The sequence below is a fragment of the Aromatoleum evansii genome (assembly GCF_012910805.1).
GTDB lineage: Bacteria > Pseudomonadota > Gammaproteobacteria > Burkholderiales > Rhodocyclaceae > Aromatoleum > Aromatoleum evansii.
In genome coordinates this window covers 38,250-61,001 of sequence record NZ_WTVK01000035.1, presented here as the reverse complement: position 1 = coordinate 61,001, position 22,752 = coordinate 38,250, and the positions used below count along the sequence as shown (strand labels likewise).

Below are 22,752 nucleotides of genomic sequence, written 5' to 3'. Positions count from 1 at the left end.
CCCCAGGCGCCGGTGGGCAAACCCGGCCGCGTCCAGCTCGGACGCGTAGGCATCGACACTGCCACGCAGGCGATTGACGCGCAGCCCCATCGGCGGCCGTTCGTTGCCCGCCGCGAGCGCCGCCTCCACCCAGGCCGATGCCGCAAAGGGCGAGGCGCTGGTGTTGTTCACCAGCGAGCGCGGCCTCACCCGCGACCGCCTGCTCGCGGCGGCGCGCGAGTCCGGCGTGCCCGAGCTCGCGGTGCCGCGCAGGATCGTCCCGGTGGAGGCGCTGCCGCTGCTGGGCACCGGCAAGATCGACTACGTGACGCTCAAGCGCTGGGCGGAGGCGGCGTGATGGCACGCACCTTCTCGTCCGCCCGCCGCCGCTGGCTCGCCGCCGCACTGGGCCTGACGGCCGCGGGGGGCGTCGCCGCACTGGGCACCCGCCCGTGGCTGATGAACCCCTGCCATGCCACGCTGCCGGACGAACTGGCGCGCCACGACATCGTGCGCAGCGCGTGGGCAGGGCTGGACCCGGCGCAGGTGTGGGACTGCCACGCGCATCTGGCGGGCATCGGCGACGGCGGCAGCGGCATCGCGATCTCGCCCGAGATGCTGAGCCCGCTGCACCCGCTGCAATACCTGCAGCGCCTCTTCTACCTCAACGCCGGCTGCGCGCACGAGGCACCGGGCCGTGTCGACCAGAGCTACGTCGAACGTCTGCACAATCTCATGGACGGCATGGCGCCGGGCTTCAAGCTGATGCTGTTCGCCTTCGACCGCGCACACGACGCGGCCGGCCGCGCGCTGCCCGGGCAGTCCGCGTTCTTCGTTCCCGACGCCTACGCGAGGGAGGTCGCGCGGGCCACGCCGCAGCGCTTCGAGTGGGTGTGCTCGGTGCACCCCTACCGTGCGGACGCCGTCGCCGCGCTGGAGGCGGCGGCCGCCGACGGCGCGCGGGCGGTGAAGTGGCTGCCGCCGGCGATGGGCATCGACCCCACCGCGCCTGCCTGCGACCGCTTCTACGACGCGCTCGTGCGCCTCGACCTGCCGCTCATCACGCACGCCGGCGAGGAGCAGGCGGTGTCCGGGGCCGGCCACGCCGACCTGGGCAACCCGCTGCGCCTGCGCCGCGCGCTCGAGCGTGGCGTGCGCGTCGTGATGGCGCACTGCGCGAGCATCGGCGAGGACGTCGATCTCGACCGTGGTGCCGATGGCCCGCGCGTGCCCAGCTTCCAGCTCTTCGCGCGCATGATGGACGACGCGCGCCACGCCGGCCTGCTCTTCGCCGACATCTCCGCGATCACGCAGCGTAATCGCGACCTCGCGGTGCTGCGTGCGATCATCGAGCGCGAGGACTGGCACCCGCGCCTGCTGTTCGGCACCGACTACCCGCTGCCGGGCATCCTGCCGCTGATCTCGCCGGCGCAGTTCGCCGCCGAAGGCATGCTCGACGCGCAGGCCGTACCGGTGCTGGAAGCGATCCGCGAGCACAATCCGATCCTGTTCGACCTCGTGCTCAAGCGCCACCTGCACAGCCGCGGCAAGCGCTTCGCGCCGGCCGTCTTCGAAACCCGACGCTTCTTCACCCGGACCCCGACATGAGTTCCCAGTTCCAGCTGATGCGCGAGCGGCGCTTCCTGCCCTTCTTCCTCACGCAGTTCCTCGGCGCCTTCAACGACAACGTGTACAAGAACGCGCTGGTGGTGCTGATCACCTTCCAGGCCGCGCGCTACACGACGCTCTCGCCCGGCGTGCTGGTGAACCTCGCCGCGGGCATCTTCATCCTGCCCTTCTTCCTCTTCTCCGCGACCTCCGGCCAGCTCGCCGACAAGTACGAGAAGAGCCGCCTGATCCGCATCACCAAGCTCATGGAGATCGGCGTGATGGGCCTCGGCACGCTCGCCTTTGCGTTCGATTCGCTCGTGCTGATGTTCGCGGCGCTGTTCCTGATGGGCACCCAGTCGTCGATCTTCGGACCGGTGAAATACGCGATCCTGCCGGTGCATCTGCGCGAGGACGAGCTCGTCGGCGGCAACGCGCTGGTCGAGTCGGGCACCTTCGTCGCCATCCTCCTGGGCACCATCGCCGGCGGCATCACGATCGCTCTGCCGGGCGGCGCGGTGTGGGTGTCGGCCGTGGTGCTGGCGGTCGCGGTGCTGGGCTACGTCGCGAGCCGCGGCGTGCCGGCCGCACCGATCGCGGCACCGGGGCTGAAGGTCAACTGGAACCCGCTCACCGAGACCTGGCGCAACATCGCCTTCACGCGCGGCAACCGCACCGTGTTCCTGTCCATCCTGGGCATTTCGTGGTTCTGGTTCTACGGCGCGCTGTTCCTGTCGCAATTCCCCGGCTACGCCAAGGACGTGCTGGGCGGCGACGAGCACGCGGTGACGCTGCTGCTGGCGCTGTTCTCGGTCGGCATTGGCGTCGGTTCGCTGCTGTGCGAGCGGCTCTCCGGCAAGCACGTCGAGATCGGCCTGGTGCCCTTCGGCTCGATCGGCCTGTCGCTGTTCGCCTTCGACCTGTGGTGGGCCAGCCCCGCCGCCGCGCACGCCGGTGAGGCGCTGCCGCTCGCGACGGTGCTGGCGAGCCCGGCGACCTGGCGCGCGCTATTCGACCTCGTGATGATCGGCGTCTTCGGCGGCTTCTTCATCGTGCCGCTGTACGCGCTGGTGCAGGCGCGCTCGGAGCCCGGCCACCGCTCGCGCATCATCGCCGGCAACAACATCCTCAACGCCGCCTTCATGGTCGTCGCCGCCGGCCTGGGCGCGGGCCTGCTCGCGGCGGGCTGCACGATCCCGCAGCTGATCCTCATCACCGCCATCCTCAATGCCGCGGTCGCGCTCTACATCTACACGCTGGTGCCCGAGTTCCTCGTGCGCTTCATCGTGTGGCTGCTGGTGCACACCGTGTATCGCCTGCGCGTGAAGGGCGTCGAGCACATTCCCGAGGAGGGGGCGGCGCTGCTCGTCGCCAACCACGTCAGCTTCGTCGATGCGCTGGTGATCATGGCCGCCTCGCGCCGTCCGATCCGCTTCGTGATGGACCACCACATCTTCCGCTGGCCCATCCTGTCCTTCGTCTTCCGCTCGAGCCGGGCGATCCCCATCGCGCCGGCGAAGGAGGATGCCGCGATGATGGAGCGCGCCTTCGACGAGGTCGCCCGCGCCCTTGAGGCGGGCGAGCTGGTGGGCATCTTCCCGGAAGGGCGCATCACCGACGACGGCGAGCTGAAGCCCTTCCGCCCCGGCCTCACGCGCATCCTCGAACGGACCCCGGTGGCGGTCGTGCCGCTGGCGCTGCGCGGCCTGTGGGGCAGCAGCTTCAGCCGCAAGGACGGCCCCGCGTTGAGCCGCCCCTTCCGGCGCGGGTTCTTCAGCCGCATCGAGCTGGTCGGCGGCGCACCGTTCGCACCGGAGGCCGCGACGCCGGAATCGCTGCAGACGGCGGTCGCCGGGCTGCGCGGCGAGATGCGCTAGTCGCGCCCGAGGAAGCCCTCGATCGCCGCCGCGACCTGCTCCGGCTGATCGTGTTGCAGGTTGTGGCCCGAGTCGGTGATCGTCACGCGCCGCATGTCCGCAAAGCACGCGAGGCGGCGCTCGATCTCCGCGGGATCGTCGGCGAAACGCTCGGTCACGTAGCCCTTATCGGCCAGCAGCATCAGCACCGGCGCCTTGACCCCGCGCCAGGCCGCCATCACGTCGGCCGCTTGGTAGCGTAGCGGCGATGGCACCTTGTGCCACGGGTCGCCGGCCATCGTCACCCGGCCGTCGGGCAGCGTGCACGACACGTTGCGCGCGAGGAAGGCCGCGCGGGCGTCGGTAAGCCGCGGATTGGCGAGCTGCAGCCGACGCGCGAAGGCGTCGTGATCGGGATAGCCGCGCACCGGCTGTTCCTGGCGCAGGTTGTCCAGCCAGCCGACGAGTTGCCCCGGCGCGTCCGTGTCCTTGGTTGCGGTGAGGCCGAGAAAGTCCATCATCACGAGCTGCGCGACGCGTCCGGGGCGCACGCCCGCATAGGCCGAGGAAATCGCCGCGCCCATGCTGTGCCCGACGATGCGCGCCGGGCGGTCCGGCGAGTAGTGCGCCAGCAGCGCGTCGAGGTCGCCGTAGTAGTCGGGGAACCAGTACGGGCGCCCGAGCCACTCGCTCGCGCCGTAGCCGCGCCAGTCCGGCGCGATCACGTGCCAGTCGTGCGCGAGCGCATCGACGAGGAATTGGAAAGTCGCGGAGCTATCCATCCAGCCGTGCAGGAAGAACACCGCGGGGGCTTCGGCGCTGCCCCAGTGGCGGACGTTGTAGCGCAGCCCGCGGATGTCGAGCTGCTCGCAGTGGGAAGCTTTCATCCCGCCGATGATAGCAAGCCCGGCCGTGCCGCGCCGGGCCTGCGTCATCGCCGCCGCCTCACGCGCCGCTGACTTCGCGCGCGCTCAGGGTATAGCGGAAGTTCGCAGGATCGAGGCTGTCGAAGCGCCCGTCGCGGTTCTCGCCCTGCGGATACATCAGGTAGGGCGTTTCCGGCCCCTCGCTGCCCGGCAGGCGGATGTCGTGGCCGAAGTTGTACGGCAGCCAGTTCATCTCCCATGCACCGAACAGCGTGTTGCGCGCCGCGACGACCTTGGGGTCGGACAGCGGCAGGCCGCCCGGCGGCTCCTCGAGCGCCACCTTGCGCACGTCGGCGGGGTCGACCGGCACCCAGCCGGCGTGCTCCAGCCACACCTCCGCGCGGCAGTGTTGGGCCTTCGACACGTCGCCGCTCTTGCCCAGGCTCTTGTAGCCGTAGCGCGAGTCGGCGACGCGGACGCCATACACGTCGCGCGCCGGCAGGCCCAGCGAGCGCGCGAGGCCGACGTACAGGGCGTTGAGGTCGGCGCACTTGCCCGACAGGTCGCCCGTCTCCAGCATCGCGCGGATGTCGCCCAGTCCGCAGCCGCGTGTCTTCGGGTTGCGAAAGGTGTTGTCGACGATCCAGTCGTAGATCGCGCGCGCCTTGTCTTCGTCGCCCTTTGCTCCGCGCGTGATCTCGCGCGCGGTGTCGAGCACGATGCCGTCGGTCGGCAGCATCGCGGTCGCGCGGGTGTACAGCGCGCGCTCGGCGGCAGGCAGCTTGGGCATGCGGCCGCCGTGCGCGAGGTCGACGGCGCGGTCGCGCGTTGCGCAGCGGCTGACGATCTCGAGCGCCGGTGCGGCCGTGGTCGCAGGCCAGGTCGCGTGCAGCATCGCCGCGCCATATACCGGGTCGGTCGCGACGTACATGCCGGTGGCGTTGCCGCTCCACAAGTTGCCCATCGGCCGGCTCCAGTCGGTTTCGGTCACTGCGGGAAGCGGGATCCACACCTGGATCGGGCCGTCCGTGGCGACCGGCTCGATGCGCGTGACGAGTTCGAATACCCGCCAGCCGTTTTCCGGGCGGGGCGTGAAGGCGGGGGCGTACGGCGCGGCTGCGAACGGGGCAGCAGCCCGACTCAAGGCCGGCAGCGCCAGGCCGGCGGCGATTGCCGAGGTCTTGAGGAAGTTTCTGCGGTTCATGGTCGATCCTTTGTCCGATTCAGGTTCTGGCCGGGCGGGCGGCGGCGGCGCTGCGGATGCGCTCACGCACGCTGTCGTGGTGCCAATCGAGCTCGCCGCGTGCGCGCAACAGGGGCTGGTGGGCGGTGTCGAGCAGCACGGTCGTGGGCAGGTAGCGCACGTCCCAGGCGCGCGACACGACCTGTTCCGGATCGTTCACGAGCACGGGATCGACGAGGTGCTCGTCGAAGAAGCGGCGTACCTCGTCCGCGCGGTCGGCGACGGCGACGGTCACCAGCGCGAGGCCGGGTTGCGATTCGGCGAGGCTGACGAGCGCCGGCATCTCGGTGCGGCAGGGCTCGCACCAGGTCGCCCAGAAATTCACCAGCACGGCCTTGCCGCGCAGCGGCTCGAGCGCGCGGCGCAGGGCCGGCGGCGCGGGCGGGAGCTGCGCCAGCGACTCGAGCCGCTCGCCTGGCGGCGTGGTGCGCGAATTGCCGGGCAAGGCCAGGGCCGGCGGCGCAAAGGCGGCCGCGGCCAGCCCCCCGATGGAGGCGAGCACGCGCCGGCGTCCGGCGCAATGCGGATCGAACATGAAGCTACTCCCGATTCAAGCGTGAGCACGCGCCGACGCGCGAGACCACATCCATCCCGGTGCGGAATCCGCCGGGATTTAATAGACGCGAGCGCCACGGCGCCCCGTCGAACGAACGATGCGGTACCCAGACCGCAAAACCTGCGGGCGACCGATACGCTGATCGGTCCGTATTGCCCGAATGTGAATTATCGCACGGACAGTCGACGTAGACCGGTGCGGAACGACGCTTTGGGGAGGCGCATTGTGGGAGTGGCTTCAGCCGCGAATGGACGCATGGTGCCGGCATTGCCGCACGATTTGCGGTTGAAGCCGATCCCGAGCGGCCTGACGACGCGCGACTTCCCTCGATTGCTGTGCACCTCGGTCCAGGGGCCGGGTGGACTGTTTTTTGCGTGCTAAAATTCACGTTTCGCGGCCAGTCGGTCGTGACATTTACGGAGAAATTCCTGTGAAGCCCTGGTTGTTGGTCGCTGTGGCCGCCTCGGTCGGCCTTGCCGCGTGTTCGAAGAAAGAAGAGGCCGCCGCGCCCGCCAGCCCGGCGCCCCAGGCTGCGGCGCCCGCCGCTCCCGTGGCCGTGTCCGCAGCGACTCCGAATTCCGGCAAGGTCCTGCAACTTCTGCAGGGTGGTGGCTACACCTATGCCGAAGTGGAGCAGGGCGGCGGCGAGAAGATCTGGATCGCCGGCGGCCAGATTCCCGTGCAGGTCGGCGACACCGTCCAGTGGGGCGATTCCGCCGTGATGACCAACTTCGCGTCGAAGTCGCTGGGCCGCACCTTCGATCGCATCCTGTTCGTGAATGCCTGGGGTCCTGCCGGCGCAGCACCGACCGGCGTCGCGCCGCACGGCACGCAGCCGATGGCCGGTGCGGCAGGCGGCGCGCATCCGCCGATGGGCGCGGCCCAGCCGGCCGTCCAGGCCGAAGCGCCTGCCGGCAGCAGCGGCGAGGTGAAGAGCGTTCTGACCGGCGGTGGCTACACCTACCTGGAAGTGCTGCAGAACGGCAGCACCGTGTGGGTTGCCGCGCCGGTCACGCAGGCGCAGGCGGGCGACAAGGTGAGCTGGGGCGACGGCATGGTGATGACCAACTTCACCAGCACCTCGCTGAACCGCAAGTTCGACCAGATCGTGTTTGCGAGCGCCGTGCGCGTGAACAAGTAAGCCCCGCCGTGGCCGGCCTGTGCCGGCCGCTGCATGGGCGACGAGGGCCGCGCGCGAGCGCGGCCCTCGTCGTTTCAGCGCACCGGAATCGGCGTGCCGCGGTCGACCGCGACGGCCGTGACGCTGTTTTGCGGGCTGCCTTCGATGATCTTGTCCGAGTAGGTGAGATACACGAGCACGTTGCGCCTGGCGTCGACCATGCGCACGACCTGCAGGCGCTTGAACAGGATGGACTGGCGCTCCGAGAACACCTCCTGCTTGGCAGGGAGCGGTTTCGCGATGCGCACGGGTCCGACCTGACGGCAGGCGATCGAGGCCTCGGCGACGTCCTCGGCGAGCCCGAATGCGCCCGACAGGCCGCCGGTCTTGGCGCGCGACACATAACAGGTGATACCTTCGACGAGCGGATCGTCGTAGGCCTCGACGACGATCTTGTGGTTCGGGCCGATCAGTTTCCAGACGGTCGACACCTCGGCCAGCGGTTCGGCACGGGCGCCGCCGCTCGCGACAAGGCCGGCGGCGAGGAGCGCGGTGGTGAAGAGACGGGACAGGGCGGTTTTCATGCGTGGCGGCTTTCCATGCTGTTCATCGTTCGGAGCGGCGTCCGCGGACATGCATCGAGTATAGAGCGGGAGGGCTGCGCATGACCGTCATTCCCGAATGCGGGAATACGCCGTCGCGTGTCGCCGACTATGGGAACGCGCTGCCGCATGCCGCGTCGCGGCGCGTGTTCGGTCGCGCGCAGCCGCGCTGGCGGCAGGGCGGTCGACGAGGCAGAATGCGCTCCGCGCGGCCGGGCAGGCGCCGCGGGTGCCGAATTTGCATGCATCGCCCGCACTCGGGTGGGGAAGTGTGAACTGATGGGAAATCGAATCTTGCGTTGTGTCGGTGGTCTGCTCGTCGCAACCGTCCTGTACGCGGGCGCCCCGCATGCGGGTGCTGCGCTGAAAACGGTCGAGGTGCCGGCCGCAGAGGACGAGGCGGCTGGCGCGCCGGCTTCGCCCGCCTCGCCTCCGCGCGTGGTTGGCCAGAAGCGTCCCGCCGACGAGTTCTACGATCCCGCGAGTCCGGCCTACGAGCGCCTGCAGCGCGCCGACGAGGCGCTCGGCGACCTGCCGCGCGACCGCGACGGCAAGGTCGACTGGATGAACGCGCTGCGCCAGGGGCTGATCAAGCCGCGCCAGCGCATCGACGGCAAGGATCGCGAGCCGCCGCTGGATCTCGACGTGATCCTGCGCAACACCAAGCAGATGCCCAACGTGCGCTTCCCGCACCGCGCGCATACCGAGTGGCTGGACTGCAAGAACTGCCACCCCGACCCGTTCGCGGAAAAGGCCGGCAGCACGCAGATCCGCATGGAGGACATCTTCCGCGGCCAGTTCTGCGGCAAGTGCCACGACCGCGTCGCCTTCATCACGCACCGCAACTGCTATCGCTGCCACAGCGTGAATCCGGACGGCACGCCCGCGCTGCCGCCGCAGGTGCTGCCGGTGCACCCCGCGGCCGCGCCGCCCACGCCCGCGCACTGAGCGGGGCGCGTCGCGCGCCGCTGCTCAGGCGTTCTGCAGCGACTGCAGCACTGCCGCGCCCAGCACAGCGGACGTCTGTGCGCCCGACACCGCGAGGCGGCGGTTGAAGATGAAGAAGGGCACGCCGTTCACGCCCTGCTTCTGCAGCTGCACGGCCATGCGTCTGACCGTCGCGGCATCCTCGTCGCTTTCCAGGTAAGCCTCAACGTCCTCGCGCCTGTCGCCCGTCGTTTCGACGGCGATGTCGACCAGCGTCGCGATGTCGCCGATGTCGCGCCCCTGCTGGAAGTGCGCGGCGAACAGCGCCTCGCCGAGGGCATTGATCCGTGCGGAGGTGTGGCCGACGGACTGTGCACGGTAGGTCAGGCGGTGGGCGGGCAGCGTATTGGGCCGCGTGGCAATGCGGTCGAACGCGAATTGCAGGCCGTCCGGGGTGGCCGCGTCGGCGACGCGTGCGAGCACCTCGTCCGCAGCGCGGCGTCCGCCGAACTTCGCCTCCAGGAAGGGACGGTACGGCTCGCCTGCGGCGGGCGTGTCGGGATTGAGGAAGAAGGGCAGCCAGTTCACGCGCACCTCGATGTCGGGGTGGCTTTCGCGGACCTGTTCGAGTGCGCGGGCGAGACGCGTCTTGCCGAGGAAGCACCACGGGCAGACGAAGTCGGAAACGAAATCGATATCGAGAATCATGGATCAGGGAGGAGGTGAGGGGCCGGGCGTGTCGTCCGGCAGAAAGTGATGCAGAGGCAGCGCGCGGGAGCTTCAGGGCTCTTCCGGTTCCTCGCGCAGCCAGCGTGCTTCCCAGAGTGCCACATCCGGCAGGTGGCGGGAATGATTCGCCGCTGCAAGGGAGTCCAGCTCTTCGAGCAGGCTTCGCATGGCCTCGTCCGGGGCCTCGGGGAGGCGTGGCTGAAGATGCACGATCAGATCTCCTGCCGCTTGCCCGTCGCGTCCGGGAAAGCCCGCGCCGGCGACGCGCAGCGTCCGTGCCGTGGCGGTGCCGGGTTCGAGCCTGAGGGCGCGCGCGCCGTCCGGCAGGGGAATCGCGAGCTCGCCGCCGGTCAGCAGGCGCAGTGCGCTCACCGGGCGCTCCAGCACCAGATTGCGGCCGTCGAGGCGGTACAGTTCGTGCGGCGCGAGCCGGATGCGCAGCACGAGGTCACCCGGCGCCAGTTCGGGCGCGGGGTCGCCTGCGCCGGCCACGCGCAGCTCCTCGCCGTCCAGCATGCCTGCGGGCAGGCGCACGATCACCGGTCGCAGCGTGCGCCGCCGGCCGCTGCCGTGGCAGCTCGGGCAGGCCTGCTTGGTCAGGTAGCCGCGCCCCGCGCAGTGCCGGCACGGGGCCAGCCCGTGGCGGCCGGGCGCGCGGCCGGTGCCGTGGCAGCTCGCGCACAGGCGCGTGTGGCGCAGCGCCTCCTCGCCGCTGCCGGCGCAGGCGCTGCATTCGCCGTCACTTTCGAGTTCTACCGTGCGTTCGCCGCCGAAGAAGGCGGCTTCCAAGGTCAACGTGAGATCCTGGCGGCGATCCGCGCCACGCGGAGCCGCCGGTTCTTCTTCACGCTCGTCGTCCGCGTCCGGCGCTGCGTCGTCGGCGCCTGCGGACGCCAGCCCGTCGAGCAGACTCTCGTAGGCGGCGCGCAGGGCCTTGAAGTGCTCCAGCGCGTGCGGGTCGGGGTTGCGATCGGGGTGCCAGAGCATGGCCATGCGGCGGAAGGACCGCTTGATGTCGTGCGCGCTGGCGCCCGGCGCAAGGCCGAGCAGCTCGTGGGCATCCATGTCGTTCAGCGCTCCGGCCGGGGCGGCAGCGGGGCGGCGAGGCGCTCGAGCATCGCGCGCACGGCCTTGATCTGTCCGCCATTGCGAGTCGCGTAATCCGGGTCCGCGTAACCCCACCAATCCCAGCAGCCCTTCGGGTTGTACACCCAGCGCAGCGATCCCCAGGCGAAGCCGCTGCGCGGCCGCACCTGCGGATACAGCACGATCAGCCGGTTGCTGTCGGCCCATTCATTGTAGCCGGCGCCGTCGACGAAGCGACGTCCGACCTGGGCCTCGCCCTGGCGGCAGCCGTGGAAGGCCACATGCACGCGGCAGCCGCCTTCGCGGCAGGCGGGAGGGATATACACGTAGCCGCGGTCGGCAAGGCTCAGCTCGATCGGCGCGACCCCGGTGAAGGGGTGCTGGTCGAAGGCGAGCATCTCGCCGGCGGGCGGCGTGCTGCGGGCTTCCAGCGGCCCGACGAGGTGGGCGAGCAGTTCGCCCGCGGCGTCGAGGTCGCCGCAGCGGTTGATGAAGGGGGGCTCGGAGGTGTCGCAGGCGTTGGGCTGCGGATCCGCGACGGACATCATCGCGTGCCCGGCCTCGCCGACCTCGACGAAGCGGATCGCCTCGGCGGGCAGCACGCGCCGGTAGAAATCGAGCAGCGCGTCCACCACCGGACGCTCGACGGTGCGGTCGGCGCCGCCGCTGAACACCCACACCCGGTCATCGCGCAGGCCCGCGGGCGGGTCGATGGTGCCCGCCTCGGCATCCTCGCGCACCCGGGCGAGGGTTCGCTCGGCGCCCGGGGTGCGCGCGCCGCTGCCCGGATTCATGCAGTTGTTGAGCGCGCGCCACATGCTGCCGGTGGCGCATTCGTACGGGCCGGCGGCGAGGATGCCCGCGCCCCTGACCAGCGCGGAATGCGCGACCTGGAACTGCACGGCCATGTAGCCGCCGGAGGAGACGCCGGAGACGGTGAGCTGAGCGAGGCTGGCCCCGAGCGCCGGCAGTGGCGGATCGTCGGCGGCCGGTGCCGCGCCCGCGTGCACGGCGAGGGCGAGGCCGGCGAGCAGGCGGGCGATGGTGCGCAGCGGGCGTGTCATGTCGTGCACGATAGCCGAAGCGCCTCCTCAGCGGCGGTTTTCGCCGAGCCGCACGAGGTCGTCGCCGCGCAGGTGGGTGAGCAGCGCCTTGCCGCCCGCATCGACGCGGAACTCGCCCCACTGCGCGTTGCTGAAGTCGTCCGCACGGCCTTCCTGGAAGAAGAAGGCGTTCGGCCCGACCGTTTCGCGCCCGTCGCGCGAACGCAGCTTCATTGCGACCTGCGCCGGATCGGTCGGCAGTGCGTCGCCGAGCCCGACGAGGCTGGCGCGCCCTTCTTCATCGACGGCAAGATGGGCGTAGCGGCCTTCGCCGTCGCTGCGCAGAATTTCGTTGTCGATCGCGTAGCGCAGCGCCATGTAGTCGCCCTGCATCAGCGAGCGCGGATCGACCGGCGCAAGCTGCACCAGCACGATGTGCCCTTCGGCGAGGATGCGCTCGTTGTCGCGCACGGCGTACAGCGCCGCAGCCGCCACCAGCAGGAAGGCCCCGGCCAGCGCGGCGCGCAGGGTTCTCGGGTTCATGCGATCCTCCGCGCGCGGGCGCGCAGCAGCGTGCGCAGCGCGAGCAGCACCGCGCCGCTGGCGATCAGCGCGATGGATTTCACCAGCAGCGTGTCCTGCAGGCTGTAATACAGCTCGCCGAGGTAGAGCGTCGCGAACACCAGCGTCATCGCGATCCACGGGCGGTGGCTGGCGTGGAAGACTGCGAGCAGCACGGCGACTGCCACCAGCAGGCCGGGCGCCGGGTGGGCGGCGAGGGCGAACAGCAGCGCGCCGGCGAGGGCCGGCAAGCGCAAGGACGGCGTGTCGCGGCACAGCCAGGCCGTCGTCGCGAGGAGCACGAGCGCGGCGCCGATGCGATACACCGGCAGCACGAAGCCGGTCTGGTAGCCGGTGAGCGCCTCTTCGAGTGCCGTCAGGGCCGAATGCGCATGGCCATAGGGGGCGAGGACCAAGGCGGCGAGGGTCAGCGCATGGGCGACCGCCTTGACCAGCGGCGCCTTGGGATGGGCGGCCCACGCAGGGCGGGCGAGCCACAGCGCCACGGCGGCGCCGGCGAGCGCAATGCCGAAGAGCGCGAGCCCCGTGCCGGCGCCGATCAGCCATGCGAGGCTGAACAGGGCGATCAGCGCGCATGCGCTGCGGTGCAGGGTCGTCGCGGGGATCGCGGCCATCGCCAGGCTGGCGGCGAGCGCCGCGAGCGAGAGCACGTCGGCGCCCTCGACGAGGTCGAAGAATCGCTCGGCGAAGGCCGAGACAAACAGCGACTGGCCGGCGAGCGAAAAGGCGAGCGCCATCTGATCGGTGAAGGGCTTGCGCAGGCGGAACAGGAAGGCGCTCGCCGCGGCCAGCAGGAGGCCGCCGACGCCGCGTGCCACGGGACCGCTGCCGAAGGCGAGGAGGGGGACGAAGAACGATGACATGATCATCGTCGCGGCGATCCACGCCGCGAAGCCGAGCAGCAGTGCGAGCCACCACGGTGCCCGCGTCGTCGCCTGCAGCGCGGCGAGACGGGCCTCGTCGATGATGCCGGCCTCGCGCAGGCGCTCGGCAAGCGGCGGGAACGGGGCATTGCTCATGGCCTGTGTCCTTCGCGGTGGAGACGGGTCAGCCAGACGCCGGCGAGGCCGGTGCTGGCGATCACGAACACCGCGACGATGTTGATCGTGACGAAGTCCGCGCTGTGCGGCAGTACGCGGATCAGCGCGGCGGTGGCGACGGCGATCGTCGCGAATGCGGTCTGCGCGAGCATCGGCACGTCACGCCGGTACGTGAGGTAGGCATACGCGAAGGCGGCCGCGACTGCGGCGAAGGCGAGCCCCACGGCGTGGAAGTCGGCCTCCCACCAGGCCAGGCAGGCGCCCAGCGCTAGCGGCACGAGCACGCCGAAGCCTGCAACGCGGTGGATGTGGCGCCGCGGCGTGGCGAGCAGGACACTGCCGGCGAACTCGAAGGCGAGCAGCACGGCGCCGTTGAACGCGGCGATCGCGAACAGGGACTCCGCCTCGCCGAGTGCGCCGACAAAGCGTGCCCACCAGGATTCCGACAGGTAGCGCAGCAGCCCGGCGTTGGCGACGACGAGCCACTGCAGCCAGCTCGCCGAAGAGCGTGCGAGCAGCACGAAGGGCGTCATCAGGGCCGCCCACGCGACGAAGAGCTCCCAGATGTCCGCCCCGGTCTGGTAGGTCTGCCCGATCAGCGCGAGCAGTGCGCCGGTGGCGAGGCTGGCGGCGAGCAGCGCGGCACGCCATACCGTCGCGAAGGGCGGGGCAGTGAGCGCCGTGCCGGTGCACGCCGCGAGTGCGGCGAGCGCGAGGCCCAGCTTGGCGAAGCGGTGCAGGTCGTCCCAGTTGTATGCGAAGAAGAAGATCAGGCCGGCCGCGAGGAGGATGGCGCCGGCGATCGCGAGCACGTGGTCGGCGCCGGCCAGCCATTCGTCGCGCGTCGGCACGAGGGGCGCGACGTCCGCGGCCCGTTCGAGCTGCTGCGACGTCAGTGCGCCGTCTTCGGCGAGCGCGAGCAGCGTGCCGCGATCGGGGAGTGTCCAGGACATTGGCGTAGCCGGGGGCGAAAAATATGCATTCTATTATCAAGGCGGCGATCAGATACAGCCGTTCGCCCGGAGTCCTTCGTCGCGCGCGGTCCGAACGGTATCCGTTTGCCGGGGTTTGGCGTCGCCGCGTGCCGGCTGGCACAATCGAGGTTCCGCCTTCGGGCGGGGGCGGCACATGCCTGCCACGGACCCACCAGCGAACCACGGAGGCGCCGCACGCCACGCGATGCGGCGCGAACTATCTATGCCCGGTACCCTGATCATCATCACCGCGCCCTCGGGCGCCGGCAAGACGACCCTCGTGCGCGGTCTGCTCGAGCGCGACCCGCAGATGCACCTGTCGGTGTCCTACACGACGCGCGCGCCACGCGCGGGCGAGCAGGACGGGCGCGAATACCATTTCGTGGACGTCGAGACCTTCCGCACGCTGCGCGACCGCGGCGAGTTCCTCGAATGGGCCGAGGTGCACGGAAACTACTACGCCACTTCGAAGGTCTGGCTGAAGGAGCAGATCGCCGCCGGGCGCGACATCCTGCTCGAGATCGACTGGCAGGGCGCGCAGCAGGTGCGCAAGAGCTTCCACGACGCGGTCGGCGTCTTCGTGCTGCCGCCCTCGGTGGATGCGCTGGAGTCGCGGCTGCGCGGGCGCGGCACCGACAGCGAGGAGGTGATCGCGCGGCGTCTGCTGGGGGCGCGCGGCGAGATGCGGCATGTGGCGGAATTCGACTACGTTATACTGAATGACGATCTGCAAAACGCCATAGACGACCTCGTGGCAGTGGTGCGCGCGTCGCGGCTGCGCTACGGCCGGCAGCGTCTGCGGCACCAGCAGTATTTCGATTTTCTTGAACAGGACTGAAAAATGGCTCGTGTCACCATCGAGGATTGCCTCAAACGAATCCCCAACCGCTTCCAGCTGACCCTGGCCGCGACCTATCGCGCGCGCCAGATCACCATCGGCTCGACCCCGCAGGTCGAGATCGACAAGAGCGACAAGGACAAGCCGACCGTGATCGCCCTGCGCGAAATCGCCGCCGGCAAGGTCGGCCTGGAAGTCCTCAACCGCGGGCAGGCCTGATCCCCGCGCGCGGGGAGCCGGGAGTCGTGCCGTCATGGAAGCCGCCGCTGCGATTCCCGCCCCCGAGCCGTTCCGTCCCCCCGCGTCGAGCGTGCTGTCGCTCGACTTCGCCGAGCTCAAGGCGAAGCTCGCGACCTACCTGAAGCCGGAGGACGTGGGCCGCGTCGAGGCGGCCTACCATTTCGCGGCGAGCGCCCACGAAGGGCAGTTCCGCATCAGCGGCGACCCCTATATCTCGCACCCGGTCGCGGTCGCCGACATCGTCGCCGACTGGCACCTCGACCCGCAGGCCCTGATGGCCGCGCTCCTCCATGACGTCATGGAGGACACCCACATCTCCAAGCAGGAGATCGCCGAGCGCTTCGGCAAGACCACCGCCGAGCTGGTCGACGGGCTATCCAAGCTCGACAAGATCGAATTCCGCTCGCACGAAGAGGCGCAGGCCGAGAACTTCCGCAAGATGCTGCTGGCGATGGCGAGCGACCTGCGCGTGATCCTGGTCAAGCTTGCCGACCGCCTGCACAACATGCGCACGCTGCACTGCGTGCGCCCCGCCAAGCGGCGCCGCATCGCCAGCGAGACGCTGGAGATCTACGCCCCGATCGCCAACCGGCTGGGCCTCAACAACCTCTACCGCGAGCTGCAGGAACTGTCCTTCGAGCACAAGTTCCCGATGCGCTTCCGCGTGCTGTCGCGCGCGATCAAGGCGGCGCGGGGCAACCGGCGCGAGGTCGTTGGCAAGGTGCTGCAAGCGATCGAGGAACGGCTGCCGCAGTGGAATCTGGCGGCCGAGGTGCGCGGGCGCGAGAAACACCTGTTCTCGATCTACCGCAAGATGGCGGAGAAGCACCTGTCCTTCTCGCAGGTGCTGGACATCTACGGCTTCCGCGTGATCGTGCGCGACGTCGCCAGCTGCTACCTCGCGCTGGGGGCGCTGCATTCGATGTACAAGCCCGTGCCGGGCAAGTTCAAGGACTACATCGCGATCCCTAAGGCGAACGGCTACCAGTCGCTGCACACGACGCTGATCGGCCCCTTCGGCACGCCCGTCGAAGTGCAGATCCGCACCGCCGAGATGCACCATATCGCCGAGAGCGGCGTCGCCTCGCACTGGCTGTACAAGGAAGACGAGAAGACGCTCACCGAGCTGCAGCAAAAGACGCACTCCTGGCTGCAGTCGCTGCTGGAGCTGCAATCGACCTCCGGCGAGGCGACCGAATTCCTCGAGCACGTGAAGATCGACCTCTTCCCCGGCGAGGTGTACGTGTTCACGCCCAAGGGCCGCATCCTGTCGCTGCTCAAGGGCTCCACGCCGGTCGATTTCGCCTACGCCGTGCATACCGACATCGGCAACCGCTGCGTCGCCTGCCGCATCAACGGCGACCTGATGCCGCTGCGCACCGAACTGCGCAACGGCGACCAGATCGAGATCATCACCGCCGCGCACGCCAACCCCAACCCGGCCTGGCTCGCCTATGTGCGCACCGGTAAGGCGCGCGCGCAGATCCGCCACTTCCTCAAGGGCGCGCAGCAGGAGGAGTCGGTGACGCTGGGCGAGCGCCTGCTCAACCAGGCCCTGCGCCCGCACGGCCTCACTCTGGGTCAGATCAGTACCTTCGCGTGGGACCGCTTCCTGCGCGATCGCGGCGTGCGCAGCAAGAAGGACGTCTTCGCCGACATCGGGCTGGGCCGGCGCCTGCCGGTCATCGTTGCGCGCCGCCTCGCGCAGGCGCAGGACCTCGAGTCCGGCCGTCCGGACGTGATCAAGCCCAAGCCCGCCGGCGCGATCCTGATCCGCGGCAGCGAGGGCATCGCGGTGCAGCTCGCGCGTTGCTGCCAACCCATCCCGGGCGACCCGATCATCGGCGTGATCCGCAAGGGGCAGGGGCTGGAAGTGCACCTGCACGACTGCCAGGTGGTGTCGAAGGTGCGCGGCGACCGCGGGCGCTGGGTGGATGTCGAGTGGGAGGCCGGCGAGGATCGCCTGTTCGACGTGACGATCCGCGTGCTGACCAAGAACGTGCGCGGGGTGCTCGCGCGCGTCGCCAGCGCGATCGCCGATGCGGACTGCAACATCCAGAACGTGTCGATGGACAACGAGCAGGGCGGCCTGTACACGGCGATGAACCTGACCGTGCAGGTGCGCGACCGCATGCACCTCGCCAACGTGATGCGCGGCGTGCGGCGCGTGCCGGAAGTCGTGCGCATTGCGCGCATGAAGAGCGACGTGCGCGCCTGAGGCCGGCATGTCCGCAGCACAGTCCGAGGCCGTGCACGACGGCGACCGCCGCATCCCCGTCACGCTGCTGACCGGCTTCCTCGGCGCCGGCAAGACGACGCTGCTCAACCATCTGCTGCGCGACCCCGCGATGGCGCGCGCCGCGGTGCTGATCAACGAGTTCGGCGAGGTCGCGGTCGACCACCACCTCGTCGACAAGGTCGACGAGACGCTGGTCGTGCTCGACTCCGGCTGCGTGTGCTGCAGCGTGCAGGGCGATCTCGTGAAGGCGCTGAAGAACCTCTTCATGCGCGCACTGCGGCGCGAGATCCCCGGGCTCGAGCGGGTGCTGGTGGAAACCACCGGCCTCGCCGACCCCGCGCCGGTGATCTACACGCTGATGCAGGAGCCCTTCATCGCCGAGCGTTACCGCTGCGACGGCGTGATCACCGCCGTCGATGCGACCCACGGGCGGGGCCAGCTCGACCGCCACCGCGAGGCCGTGCGCCAGGTGGCGATGGCCGACCGCCTGCTGCTGACCAAATGCGACCTCGCCGGGGCGGACGAACGCGCCGCGCTCGCGGCGCGGCTCGCGACGCTGAACCCGGGCGCGCAGCAGATCGAGGTGTTCCGCGGCGAGGTGCCGGCCGCGGCAGTGTCGGGCTGCGGCCTGTACGACCCGGCAGGCAAGATCCCCGACGTCGCGCGCTGGCTGGGCGACGAGCGCGTGCGCGCGCAGGCGGCCGCGGCGCCGGCGTGGCGCCGACCGGGGGCGAAACCCGCCGCCGCGCAGGAGCACGAGGCGCGCCACGACGAGCACGTCACCAGCTACGTGCTGCGCTTCGACGAGCCGCTCGACTGGCTGGGCTTCTCCGACGGGCTCGGCCTGATCCTGCAGGTGTACGGCGCGCGCATCCTGCGCATCAAGGGCCTGCTCAACATCGCCGGCGACCCCCTGCCGCGTGTCGTGCAATGCGTGCAGCACGTCGCCTATCCGACCAGCAGCCTGTCCGCATGGCCCGAAGGCCCGCCCTACGACGACCGCAGGAGCCGTCTCGTGTTCATCGTGCGCGATCTGCCACGCGAGGAGGTCGTGAACATCCTGTCGAGCTTCTGCGGGCAGGTGCCAGCGTAGCGGCGGCGAACGCGAGCGGCATGCCTTGCGGGAGCAGCACGTCTTGTGGGAGCGGCACGTCTTGTGGGAGCGGCTTCAGCCGCGAATGGGCGGTGCCGCATGTGACTCGGCCCATTCGCGGCTGACGCCGCTCCCATAGGCGCGATCCACGCCCGGAGGCAGTTCACAGCTGCCGCGCCGCCAGCTCCCCGAGCGTCATCAGCGCATGCACGTGCCGGTCCGAGAACGGGTAGCAGCCCGACAGCCGGAGGTGGCGCGTGTAACGCCCGCCGGGCGAGAACAGCTGCCCTGGCGTGATGCTGATGCCGCGCGCGAGGGCAGTGTCGAACAGGCGGTTGGAGTCGCAGCCCGCGGGCAGCTGCACCCACAGCAGGAAGCCGCCCGTCGGCCGCGTCGCCTGCGTGCCGGCGGGGAAGGCGCTGTCGATCAGGCCGCGCAGGCGCTCGACCTGCCCCGCGTAGGTGCGCCGCAATCGGCGCAGGTGCTGCGCGTAGCCGCCGTTCTCGAGGAACACCCCCAGCGCCTCGCACAACAGCGCGGGCTGCGATACCGAGGAGCAGAACTTGAGGTCGTTCAACTCGCGGCGGAAGCGCCCACCTTCCATCCAGCCGACGCGGAAGCCCGGCGCCAGCGTCTTCGTGTAGGACGCGCACACGATCACCCAGCCGTCGCGGTCGAAGGCCTTGGCGGCCGGCTGCAGCGGCGTGGCGTACTGCAGCTCGGCGTACAGCGCGTCCTCGATCACCGGCACGCGGAATTCGTTGGCGAGTTCCGCGAGACGCTTCTTGCCCTCGACCGGCATGCTGGTGCCGAGCGGGTTGTGCACATTGGGCATCGTCACCACCGCCTGCACGCGCCTTTCCGACAGCAGCAGTTCCAGCGCGTCGAGCGACATGCCGGTATCGGGGTGCGTCGGCACCTCGATCGTCTTCAGCCCCAGGCGCTCGGCGAGCGGGATGAGATTGAAGTAGGTGGGCGACTCCAGCGCGATCGTGTCGCCCGGACGCGTCACCGTGCGCAGCGCGAACTGCAGCGCCTCCATGCAGCCGTTGGTCAGGATGATGTTCTCGGGCTCCAGCGACATCGCCAGATCCTGCGCGTGGCGGCAGATCTCGCGTCGCAGCAGCAGCGATCCGGGCGGCAGGCTGTAGTCCGACAGCAGCTCCGGTCGCCGCCGCGCGAGGTCCGACACCAGCCGGCCCAAGCGCTCGCCGGGATAAAAGGTGCTGCCCTTGGGGCAGGCGAGCGAGAGGTCGATCGTGTCCGGACTCGCCTGGGCGGCGACGACGCGGCTGATCTGGTCGAGGACCTCGGCCTCCGCGGATTTCGCCTGCGTGCTGGCGGAGGCGAAGCGCGGCGCGGCGGGCGTGGGTAGGCGCGAACGCACGAAATAGCCCGACTGCGGCCGCGCCTCGATCAGCCCGTGCGCCTCGAGCTGGCGGTAGGCCGCGAGCACCGTGTTGATGCTCAACCCGCGGCTCTTCGCCGCCTCGCGCACCGAGGGCAGGCGTTCGCCGCTGGCGAGGCGTCCGTCCGTCATCGCGTGGCGCAGCTCGAGGGCGAGGGACTGATAGAGCGGTTGGCTGTCGTCGAGCATGGTGGCGCCTCCAGGGGCGATGGATGCAGTCCGGGCTGCAATTGATGGATACAGCTTGATGTCGAATAAACTGTATCCAGTATAAAAGTAATTTACTGGAGCTGTAACCTTGTCGGACGAATCCCTATCCTAGGTGGCGTGCGAATCAGCCCGGAGAAGCCGCCATGTTCGACCTGCCCCTGATGACCTATGTGGTCACGATGTCCGTCACGCCCGGACCGAACAACCTCATGCTCGCGGCGAGCGGCGTCAATTTCGGCTTCCGCCGCACGCTCCCGCACATGCTCGGCGTCAGCATCGGGCATGGCGTGCAGGTGGTGCTGATCGCGAGCCTGCTGGCGTGGATCATGGCGTGGCTGGATGCGCTGCGGGTGCCGCTCGTGATCGCCGGTTGCGCCTACCTGCTGTGGCTCGCGTGGCGCTAGGCGCACGCGGGCGAACCGTCCTCGCGCGGCCAGGCTCGTCCGCTGGGCTTCTTCGGCGCCGCGCTGTTCCAGTGGGTAAATCCCAAGGCGTGGATGATGGTGCTCAATGTGGCGATCCTGTTCCTGCCGCGCGGCAGCGGCTGGCAGGGGGCGGCGGAACTCGCGTGGTGGTGCGCCGCCGTGAACCTGCCGTGCATCGCGCTGTGGGCGTTCGCGGGGGACCGCATGGGGGTGTTCCTGAAAAGCCCCGTCGCGCTGCGCGCCTTCAACTGGACGATGGCCGCGTTGCTCGGCGCGACCGCGGCCTGGATCCTGATCGACGAACTGGTGTCGAAGTGAGGTGGAGCGATTCTTTCCTGCGCGCGCATTGGCGCCGGCTCGCCGGGGCGTCTACAATGCGTCGCCTTGTACCGGGAGAGAACAGATGGCGATCTACGAATCGGAACACACCAAGTTCATGCGCGAATGGCTTGAGAAGCACCCCAAGGAACTCGACGAGCAGAAGAAGGGCCGTGCGCTGTGGTGGGACAAGCCCCAGGACGTCGCGACCCAGAAGCGCTACGACGAGTCCAGCGTGCCGGTGAAGGCCTACTACTACGACACGCACTACTGATCCGGCACGGCTGATCCGTCCGCCGCGCGGGACTTCGCCCGTGCCGCGTTCGGCTAGCCTTGCGGGAATCCGCCCTTTCCACCGCCCGCGTGTCGCTGCCTGACTCACTGGTCCTGATCGACGTCGAAACCACCGGCGCGAATCCGCTGCGCGACCGCGTGACGGAGATCGCCGTGCTGCGCATCGAGCGTGGCGAGCTGGTGGAGCGCTGGGAAACGCTGGTCAATCCCGAATGCCCGATCCCGCCGCTGATCCAGCGGCTGGTCGGCATCACCGACGCGATGGTCGCCGATGCGCCCACCTTCGCGGCCATCGCCGACGAAGTGCGCGCCCGTCTCGGCGCCGCCGTGTTCGTCGCCCACAACGCGCGCTTCGATTACGGCTTCATCCGCAGCGAGTTCGCGCGCATCGACCAGAGCTTCGATGCGCCGGTGCTGTGTACGGTGAAGCTGTCGCGTGCGCTGTACCCCGAACATCACCGCCACGGCCTCGACGCGCTGATCGAGCGCCACGGCTTCACGTGCGGCGCGCGCCACCGCGCCATGGGCGACACTGAGGTGTTGTGGCAGTTCGCCCGCCTGATCACGGCATCGTTCGCGCCCGAGCTGCTGGCGCGCGCCGTCGAGCGCGCGATGAAGCGCCCCGCGCGCGTGGCCGAACTGCCCGAAGGCGTGCTCGAAGGCCTGCCGGAGTCGCCCGGCCTGTATTACCTCTACGGCGACAACGACCAGCTCCTCTACCTCGGTCGCAGTGCCTGCCTGCGCGCGCGCGTCATGGAGCACTTCGCGCCGGGCGTGAAGGGCAGGGACGCGGAGCTCGCGCAGCGCGTCCGCCGTGTCGACTGGGAGGAGTGCGCCGGCGAACTGAGCGCGACCCTGCGTGAAGCCGGGCTTCTGCGTGGCCGCTGCCCGCCATACAACCGCGCAGCGGGCGGCGCGGAGGTGTTCGGCCTGCAATACGTGCCGGGACGGCGCCGCCCGCCCATCCTGCAGCGCGTGCCGCTCGCCGGCAGCGATCCGGCGGCATGGGGCGACGTGCATGGCACCTTCCGCGCGAAGCAGGAAGCCGACAACCTGCTGCGCGAACTCGCGCAGGCCTACCAGCTGTGTCTCAAGCGCCTGGGACTGGAGGGTGGCAAGGAGGGGGCGTGCTCGGCGCATGCGGCGAAACGCTGCGCCGGCGTGTGTGCCGGCAAGGAAAGCATCGCGGCGCACGACCAGCGTCTGCTCGGCGCGCTCGGGGCGGTGAAGCTGCGCGCCTGGCCGTGGGCGGGGCCGGTGCTCGTCGCCGAGCGCTGCGCGCACAGCGGTAGCGAGGCCTGGCACGTATTCGATCGCTGGTGCCTGCTGGGTTCCGCCGACAGTGTGTCGGCGCTGGAAGCGCTGCGCGCGGAACTGCCGCCGCGCCGCTTCGATCTGGACATCTACCGCATCCTGGTGCGCTGGCTTGCCGCGGACGGCAACCGCGAGCGCGTGGAACCGTTCTCCGCCTGAGGT

General features: G+C 70.0%; 25 protein-coding genes. 13 read left to right on the top strand and 12 right to left on the bottom strand.

Annotated features, from left to right (window positions below; all coding sequences use genetic code 11):
- A partial coding sequence (locus tag GO615_RS29690) for a hypothetical protein (protein WP_422614275.1) occupies positions 1-90 on the bottom strand: 90 nt, incomplete at its 3' end.
- Between the two features lie 70 nt (positions 91-160).
- Between GO615_RS29690 and GO615_RS17775 the strand changes: the two genes are divergently transcribed.
- The 3 genes from GO615_RS17775 to GO615_RS17765 are packed head-to-tail and all read left to right on the top strand — an operon-like array spanning position 161 to position 3,464.
- Positions 161-337, top strand: a complete 177-nt coding sequence (locus tag GO615_RS17775; protein WP_246262352.1) for a hypothetical protein — start codon at positions 161-163, stop codon at positions 335-337.
- Positions 337-1,587 carry an amidohydrolase family protein gene (locus GO615_RS17770; RefSeq protein WP_169130536.1) on the top strand — a complete coding sequence of 417 codons (1,251 nt, stop codon included), beginning with the start codon at positions 337-339 and terminating at the stop codon, positions 1,585-1,587. The genes GO615_RS17775 and GO615_RS17770 overlap by 1 nt, the downstream gene beginning before the upstream one ends.
- On the top strand, positions 1,584-3,464 hold the full coding sequence (locus GO615_RS17765; protein WP_169130534.1) for an MFS transporter: 1,881 nt from the start codon (positions 1,584-1,586) through the stop codon (positions 3,462-3,464). The genes GO615_RS17770 and GO615_RS17765 overlap by 4 nt, the downstream gene beginning before the upstream one ends.
- Here the strand turns inward: GO615_RS17765 and GO615_RS17760 are convergent.
- From GO615_RS17760 to GO615_RS17750, 3 genes are read right to left on the bottom strand one after another with little or no spacing between them, the layout of a single operon-like run.
- The gene (locus GO615_RS17760) at positions 3,461-4,330 is read right to left on the bottom strand and encodes an alpha/beta fold hydrolase (RefSeq protein WP_169130552.1); all 870 of its coding nucleotides are present in this window, start codon (positions 4,328-4,330) and stop codon (positions 3,461-3,463) included. The genes GO615_RS17765 and GO615_RS17760 overlap by 4 nt on opposite strands.
- A gap of 58 nt (positions 4,331-4,388) precedes the next feature.
- Complete coding sequence (locus GO615_RS17755; protein WP_169130532.1) at positions 4,389-5,513, bottom strand: transglutaminase-like domain-containing protein; 1,125 nt, start codon at positions 5,511-5,513, stop codon at positions 4,389-4,391.
- A 19-nt stretch (positions 5,514-5,532) separates the two neighbouring features.
- Positions 5,533-6,087, bottom strand: coding sequence for a TlpA family protein disulfide reductase (locus GO615_RS17750; protein WP_169130530.1), 555 nt, complete (start codon positions 6,085-6,087; stop codon positions 5,533-5,535).
- A 451-nt stretch (positions 6,088-6,538) separates the two neighbouring features.
- Here GO615_RS17750 and GO615_RS17745 point away from each other — a divergent pair, with 451 nt between their 5' ends.
- Positions 6,539-7,249 (top strand): hypothetical protein, encoded by a 711-nt coding sequence (locus GO615_RS17745; protein WP_339380068.1) that lies wholly within the window; start codon positions 6,539-6,541, stop codon positions 7,247-7,249.
- Between the two features lie 74 nt (positions 7,250-7,323).
- Here GO615_RS17745 and GO615_RS17740 read toward each other — a convergent pair whose 3' ends face one another.
- Positions 7,324-7,812, bottom strand: a complete 489-nt coding sequence (locus GO615_RS17740) for a CreA family protein (RefSeq protein ID WP_169130528.1) — start codon at positions 7,810-7,812, stop codon at positions 7,324-7,326.
- A gap of 297 nt (positions 7,813-8,109) precedes the next feature.
- Here GO615_RS17740 and GO615_RS17735 point away from each other — a divergent pair, with 297 nt between their 5' ends.
- On the top strand, positions 8,110-8,778 hold the full coding sequence (locus GO615_RS17735; RefSeq protein WP_246262351.1) for a c(7)-type cytochrome triheme domain-containing protein: 669 nt from the start codon (positions 8,110-8,112) through the stop codon (positions 8,776-8,778).
- A 24-nt stretch (positions 8,779-8,802) separates the two neighbouring features.
- Here GO615_RS17735 and GO615_RS17730 read toward each other — a convergent pair whose 3' ends face one another.
- The 6 genes from GO615_RS17730 to GO615_RS17705 form a co-directional block, all read right to left on the bottom strand.
- Positions 8,803-9,465, bottom strand: a complete 663-nt coding sequence (locus GO615_RS17730) for a DsbA family oxidoreductase (protein ID WP_169130526.1) — start codon at positions 9,463-9,465, stop codon at positions 8,803-8,805.
- A 72-nt stretch (positions 9,466-9,537) separates the two neighbouring features.
- Positions 9,538-10,551: a DnaJ C-terminal domain-containing protein gene (locus GO615_RS17725; RefSeq protein WP_169130524.1), complete on the bottom strand. Its 1,014-nt coding sequence runs from the start codon at positions 10,549-10,551 to the stop codon at positions 9,538-9,540.
- A gap of 5 nt (positions 10,552-10,556) precedes the next feature.
- On the bottom strand, positions 10,557-11,636 hold the full coding sequence (locus tag GO615_RS17720) for an extracellular catalytic domain type 2 short-chain-length polyhydroxyalkanoate depolymerase (protein WP_211167207.1): 1,080 nt from the start codon (positions 11,634-11,636) through the stop codon (positions 10,557-10,559).
- A 27-nt stretch (positions 11,637-11,663) separates the two neighbouring features.
- Positions 11,664-12,158, bottom strand: a complete 495-nt coding sequence (locus GO615_RS17715; protein WP_169130520.1) for a GDYXXLXY domain-containing protein — start codon at positions 12,156-12,158, stop codon at positions 11,664-11,666.
- Complete coding sequence (locus GO615_RS17710) at positions 12,155-13,216, bottom strand: DUF4401 domain-containing protein (protein WP_169130518.1); 1,062 nt, start codon at positions 13,214-13,216, stop codon at positions 12,155-12,157. The genes GO615_RS17715 and GO615_RS17710 overlap by 4 nt, the downstream gene beginning before the upstream one ends.
- Entirely contained in the window at positions 13,213-14,190 is a 978-nt protein-coding gene (locus GO615_RS17705) for a DUF2157 domain-containing protein (protein ID WP_169130516.1), read from the bottom strand. Before GO615_RS17705 ends, GO615_RS17710 begins: the two co-directional genes overlap by 4 nt.
- A 244-nt stretch (positions 14,191-14,434) precedes the next feature.
- Between GO615_RS17705 and gmk the strand changes: the two genes are divergently transcribed.
- The 4 genes from gmk to GO615_RS17685 are packed head-to-tail and all read left to right on the top strand — an operon-like array spanning position 14,435 to position 18,621.
- Positions 14,435-15,049: a guanylate kinase gene (gmk, locus tag GO615_RS17700; RefSeq protein ID WP_169130514.1), complete on the top strand. Its 615-nt coding sequence runs from the start codon at positions 14,435-14,437 to the stop codon at positions 15,047-15,049.
- Between the two features lie 3 nt (positions 15,050-15,052).
- Positions 15,053-15,268 carry a DNA-directed RNA polymerase subunit omega gene (gene rpoZ, locus GO615_RS17695; RefSeq protein WP_018989425.1) on the top strand — a complete coding sequence of 72 codons (216 nt, stop codon included), beginning with the start codon at positions 15,053-15,055 and terminating at the stop codon, positions 15,266-15,268.
- 34 nt (positions 15,269-15,302) lie between these two features.
- Complete coding sequence (locus GO615_RS17690; RefSeq protein WP_169130512.1) at positions 15,303-17,507, top strand: RelA/SpoT family protein; 2,205 nt, start codon at positions 15,303-15,305, stop codon at positions 17,505-17,507.
- 7 nt (positions 17,508-17,514) lie between these two features.
- The gene (locus GO615_RS17685; protein ID WP_169130510.1) at positions 17,515-18,621 is read left to right on the top strand and encodes a CobW family GTP-binding protein; all 1,107 of its coding nucleotides are present in this window, start codon (positions 17,515-17,517) and stop codon (positions 18,619-18,621) included.
- A gap of 163 nt (positions 18,622-18,784) precedes the next feature.
- On the opposite strand, the gene GO615_RS17680 is transcribed toward GO615_RS17685, so the two are convergent.
- Complete coding sequence (locus GO615_RS17680; protein WP_169130508.1) at positions 18,785-20,218, bottom strand: aminotransferase-like domain-containing protein; 1,434 nt, start codon at positions 20,216-20,218, stop codon at positions 18,785-18,787.
- 164 nt (positions 20,219-20,382) lie between these two features.
- On the opposite strand from GO615_RS17680, the gene GO615_RS28965 reads away from it, so the two are divergent.
- The 4 genes from GO615_RS28965 to GO615_RS17665 all read left to right on the top strand — a co-directional run bounded on the left by GO615_RS28965 (position 20,383) and on the right by GO615_RS17665 (position 22,749).
- Positions 20,383-20,643: a LysE family translocator gene (locus GO615_RS28965; protein ID WP_246262350.1), complete on the top strand. Its 261-nt coding sequence runs from the start codon at positions 20,383-20,385 to the stop codon at positions 20,641-20,643.
- A gap of 93 nt (positions 20,644-20,736) precedes the next feature.
- Complete coding sequence (locus GO615_RS28960) at positions 20,737-20,982, top strand: hypothetical protein (protein ID WP_246262349.1); 246 nt, start codon at positions 20,737-20,739, stop codon at positions 20,980-20,982.
- An 85-nt stretch (positions 20,983-21,067) separates the two neighbouring features.
- Positions 21,068-21,256: a DUF3460 family protein gene (locus tag GO615_RS17670; protein ID WP_169130506.1), complete on the top strand. Its 189-nt coding sequence runs from the start codon at positions 21,068-21,070 to the stop codon at positions 21,254-21,256.
- Between the two features lie 89 nt (positions 21,257-21,345).
- Positions 21,346-22,749: an exonuclease domain-containing protein gene (locus GO615_RS17665; RefSeq protein WP_169130504.1), complete on the top strand. Its 1,404-nt coding sequence runs from the start codon at positions 21,346-21,348 to the stop codon at positions 22,747-22,749.
- The last annotated feature ends 3 nt before the right edge of the window (positions 22,750-22,752 follow it).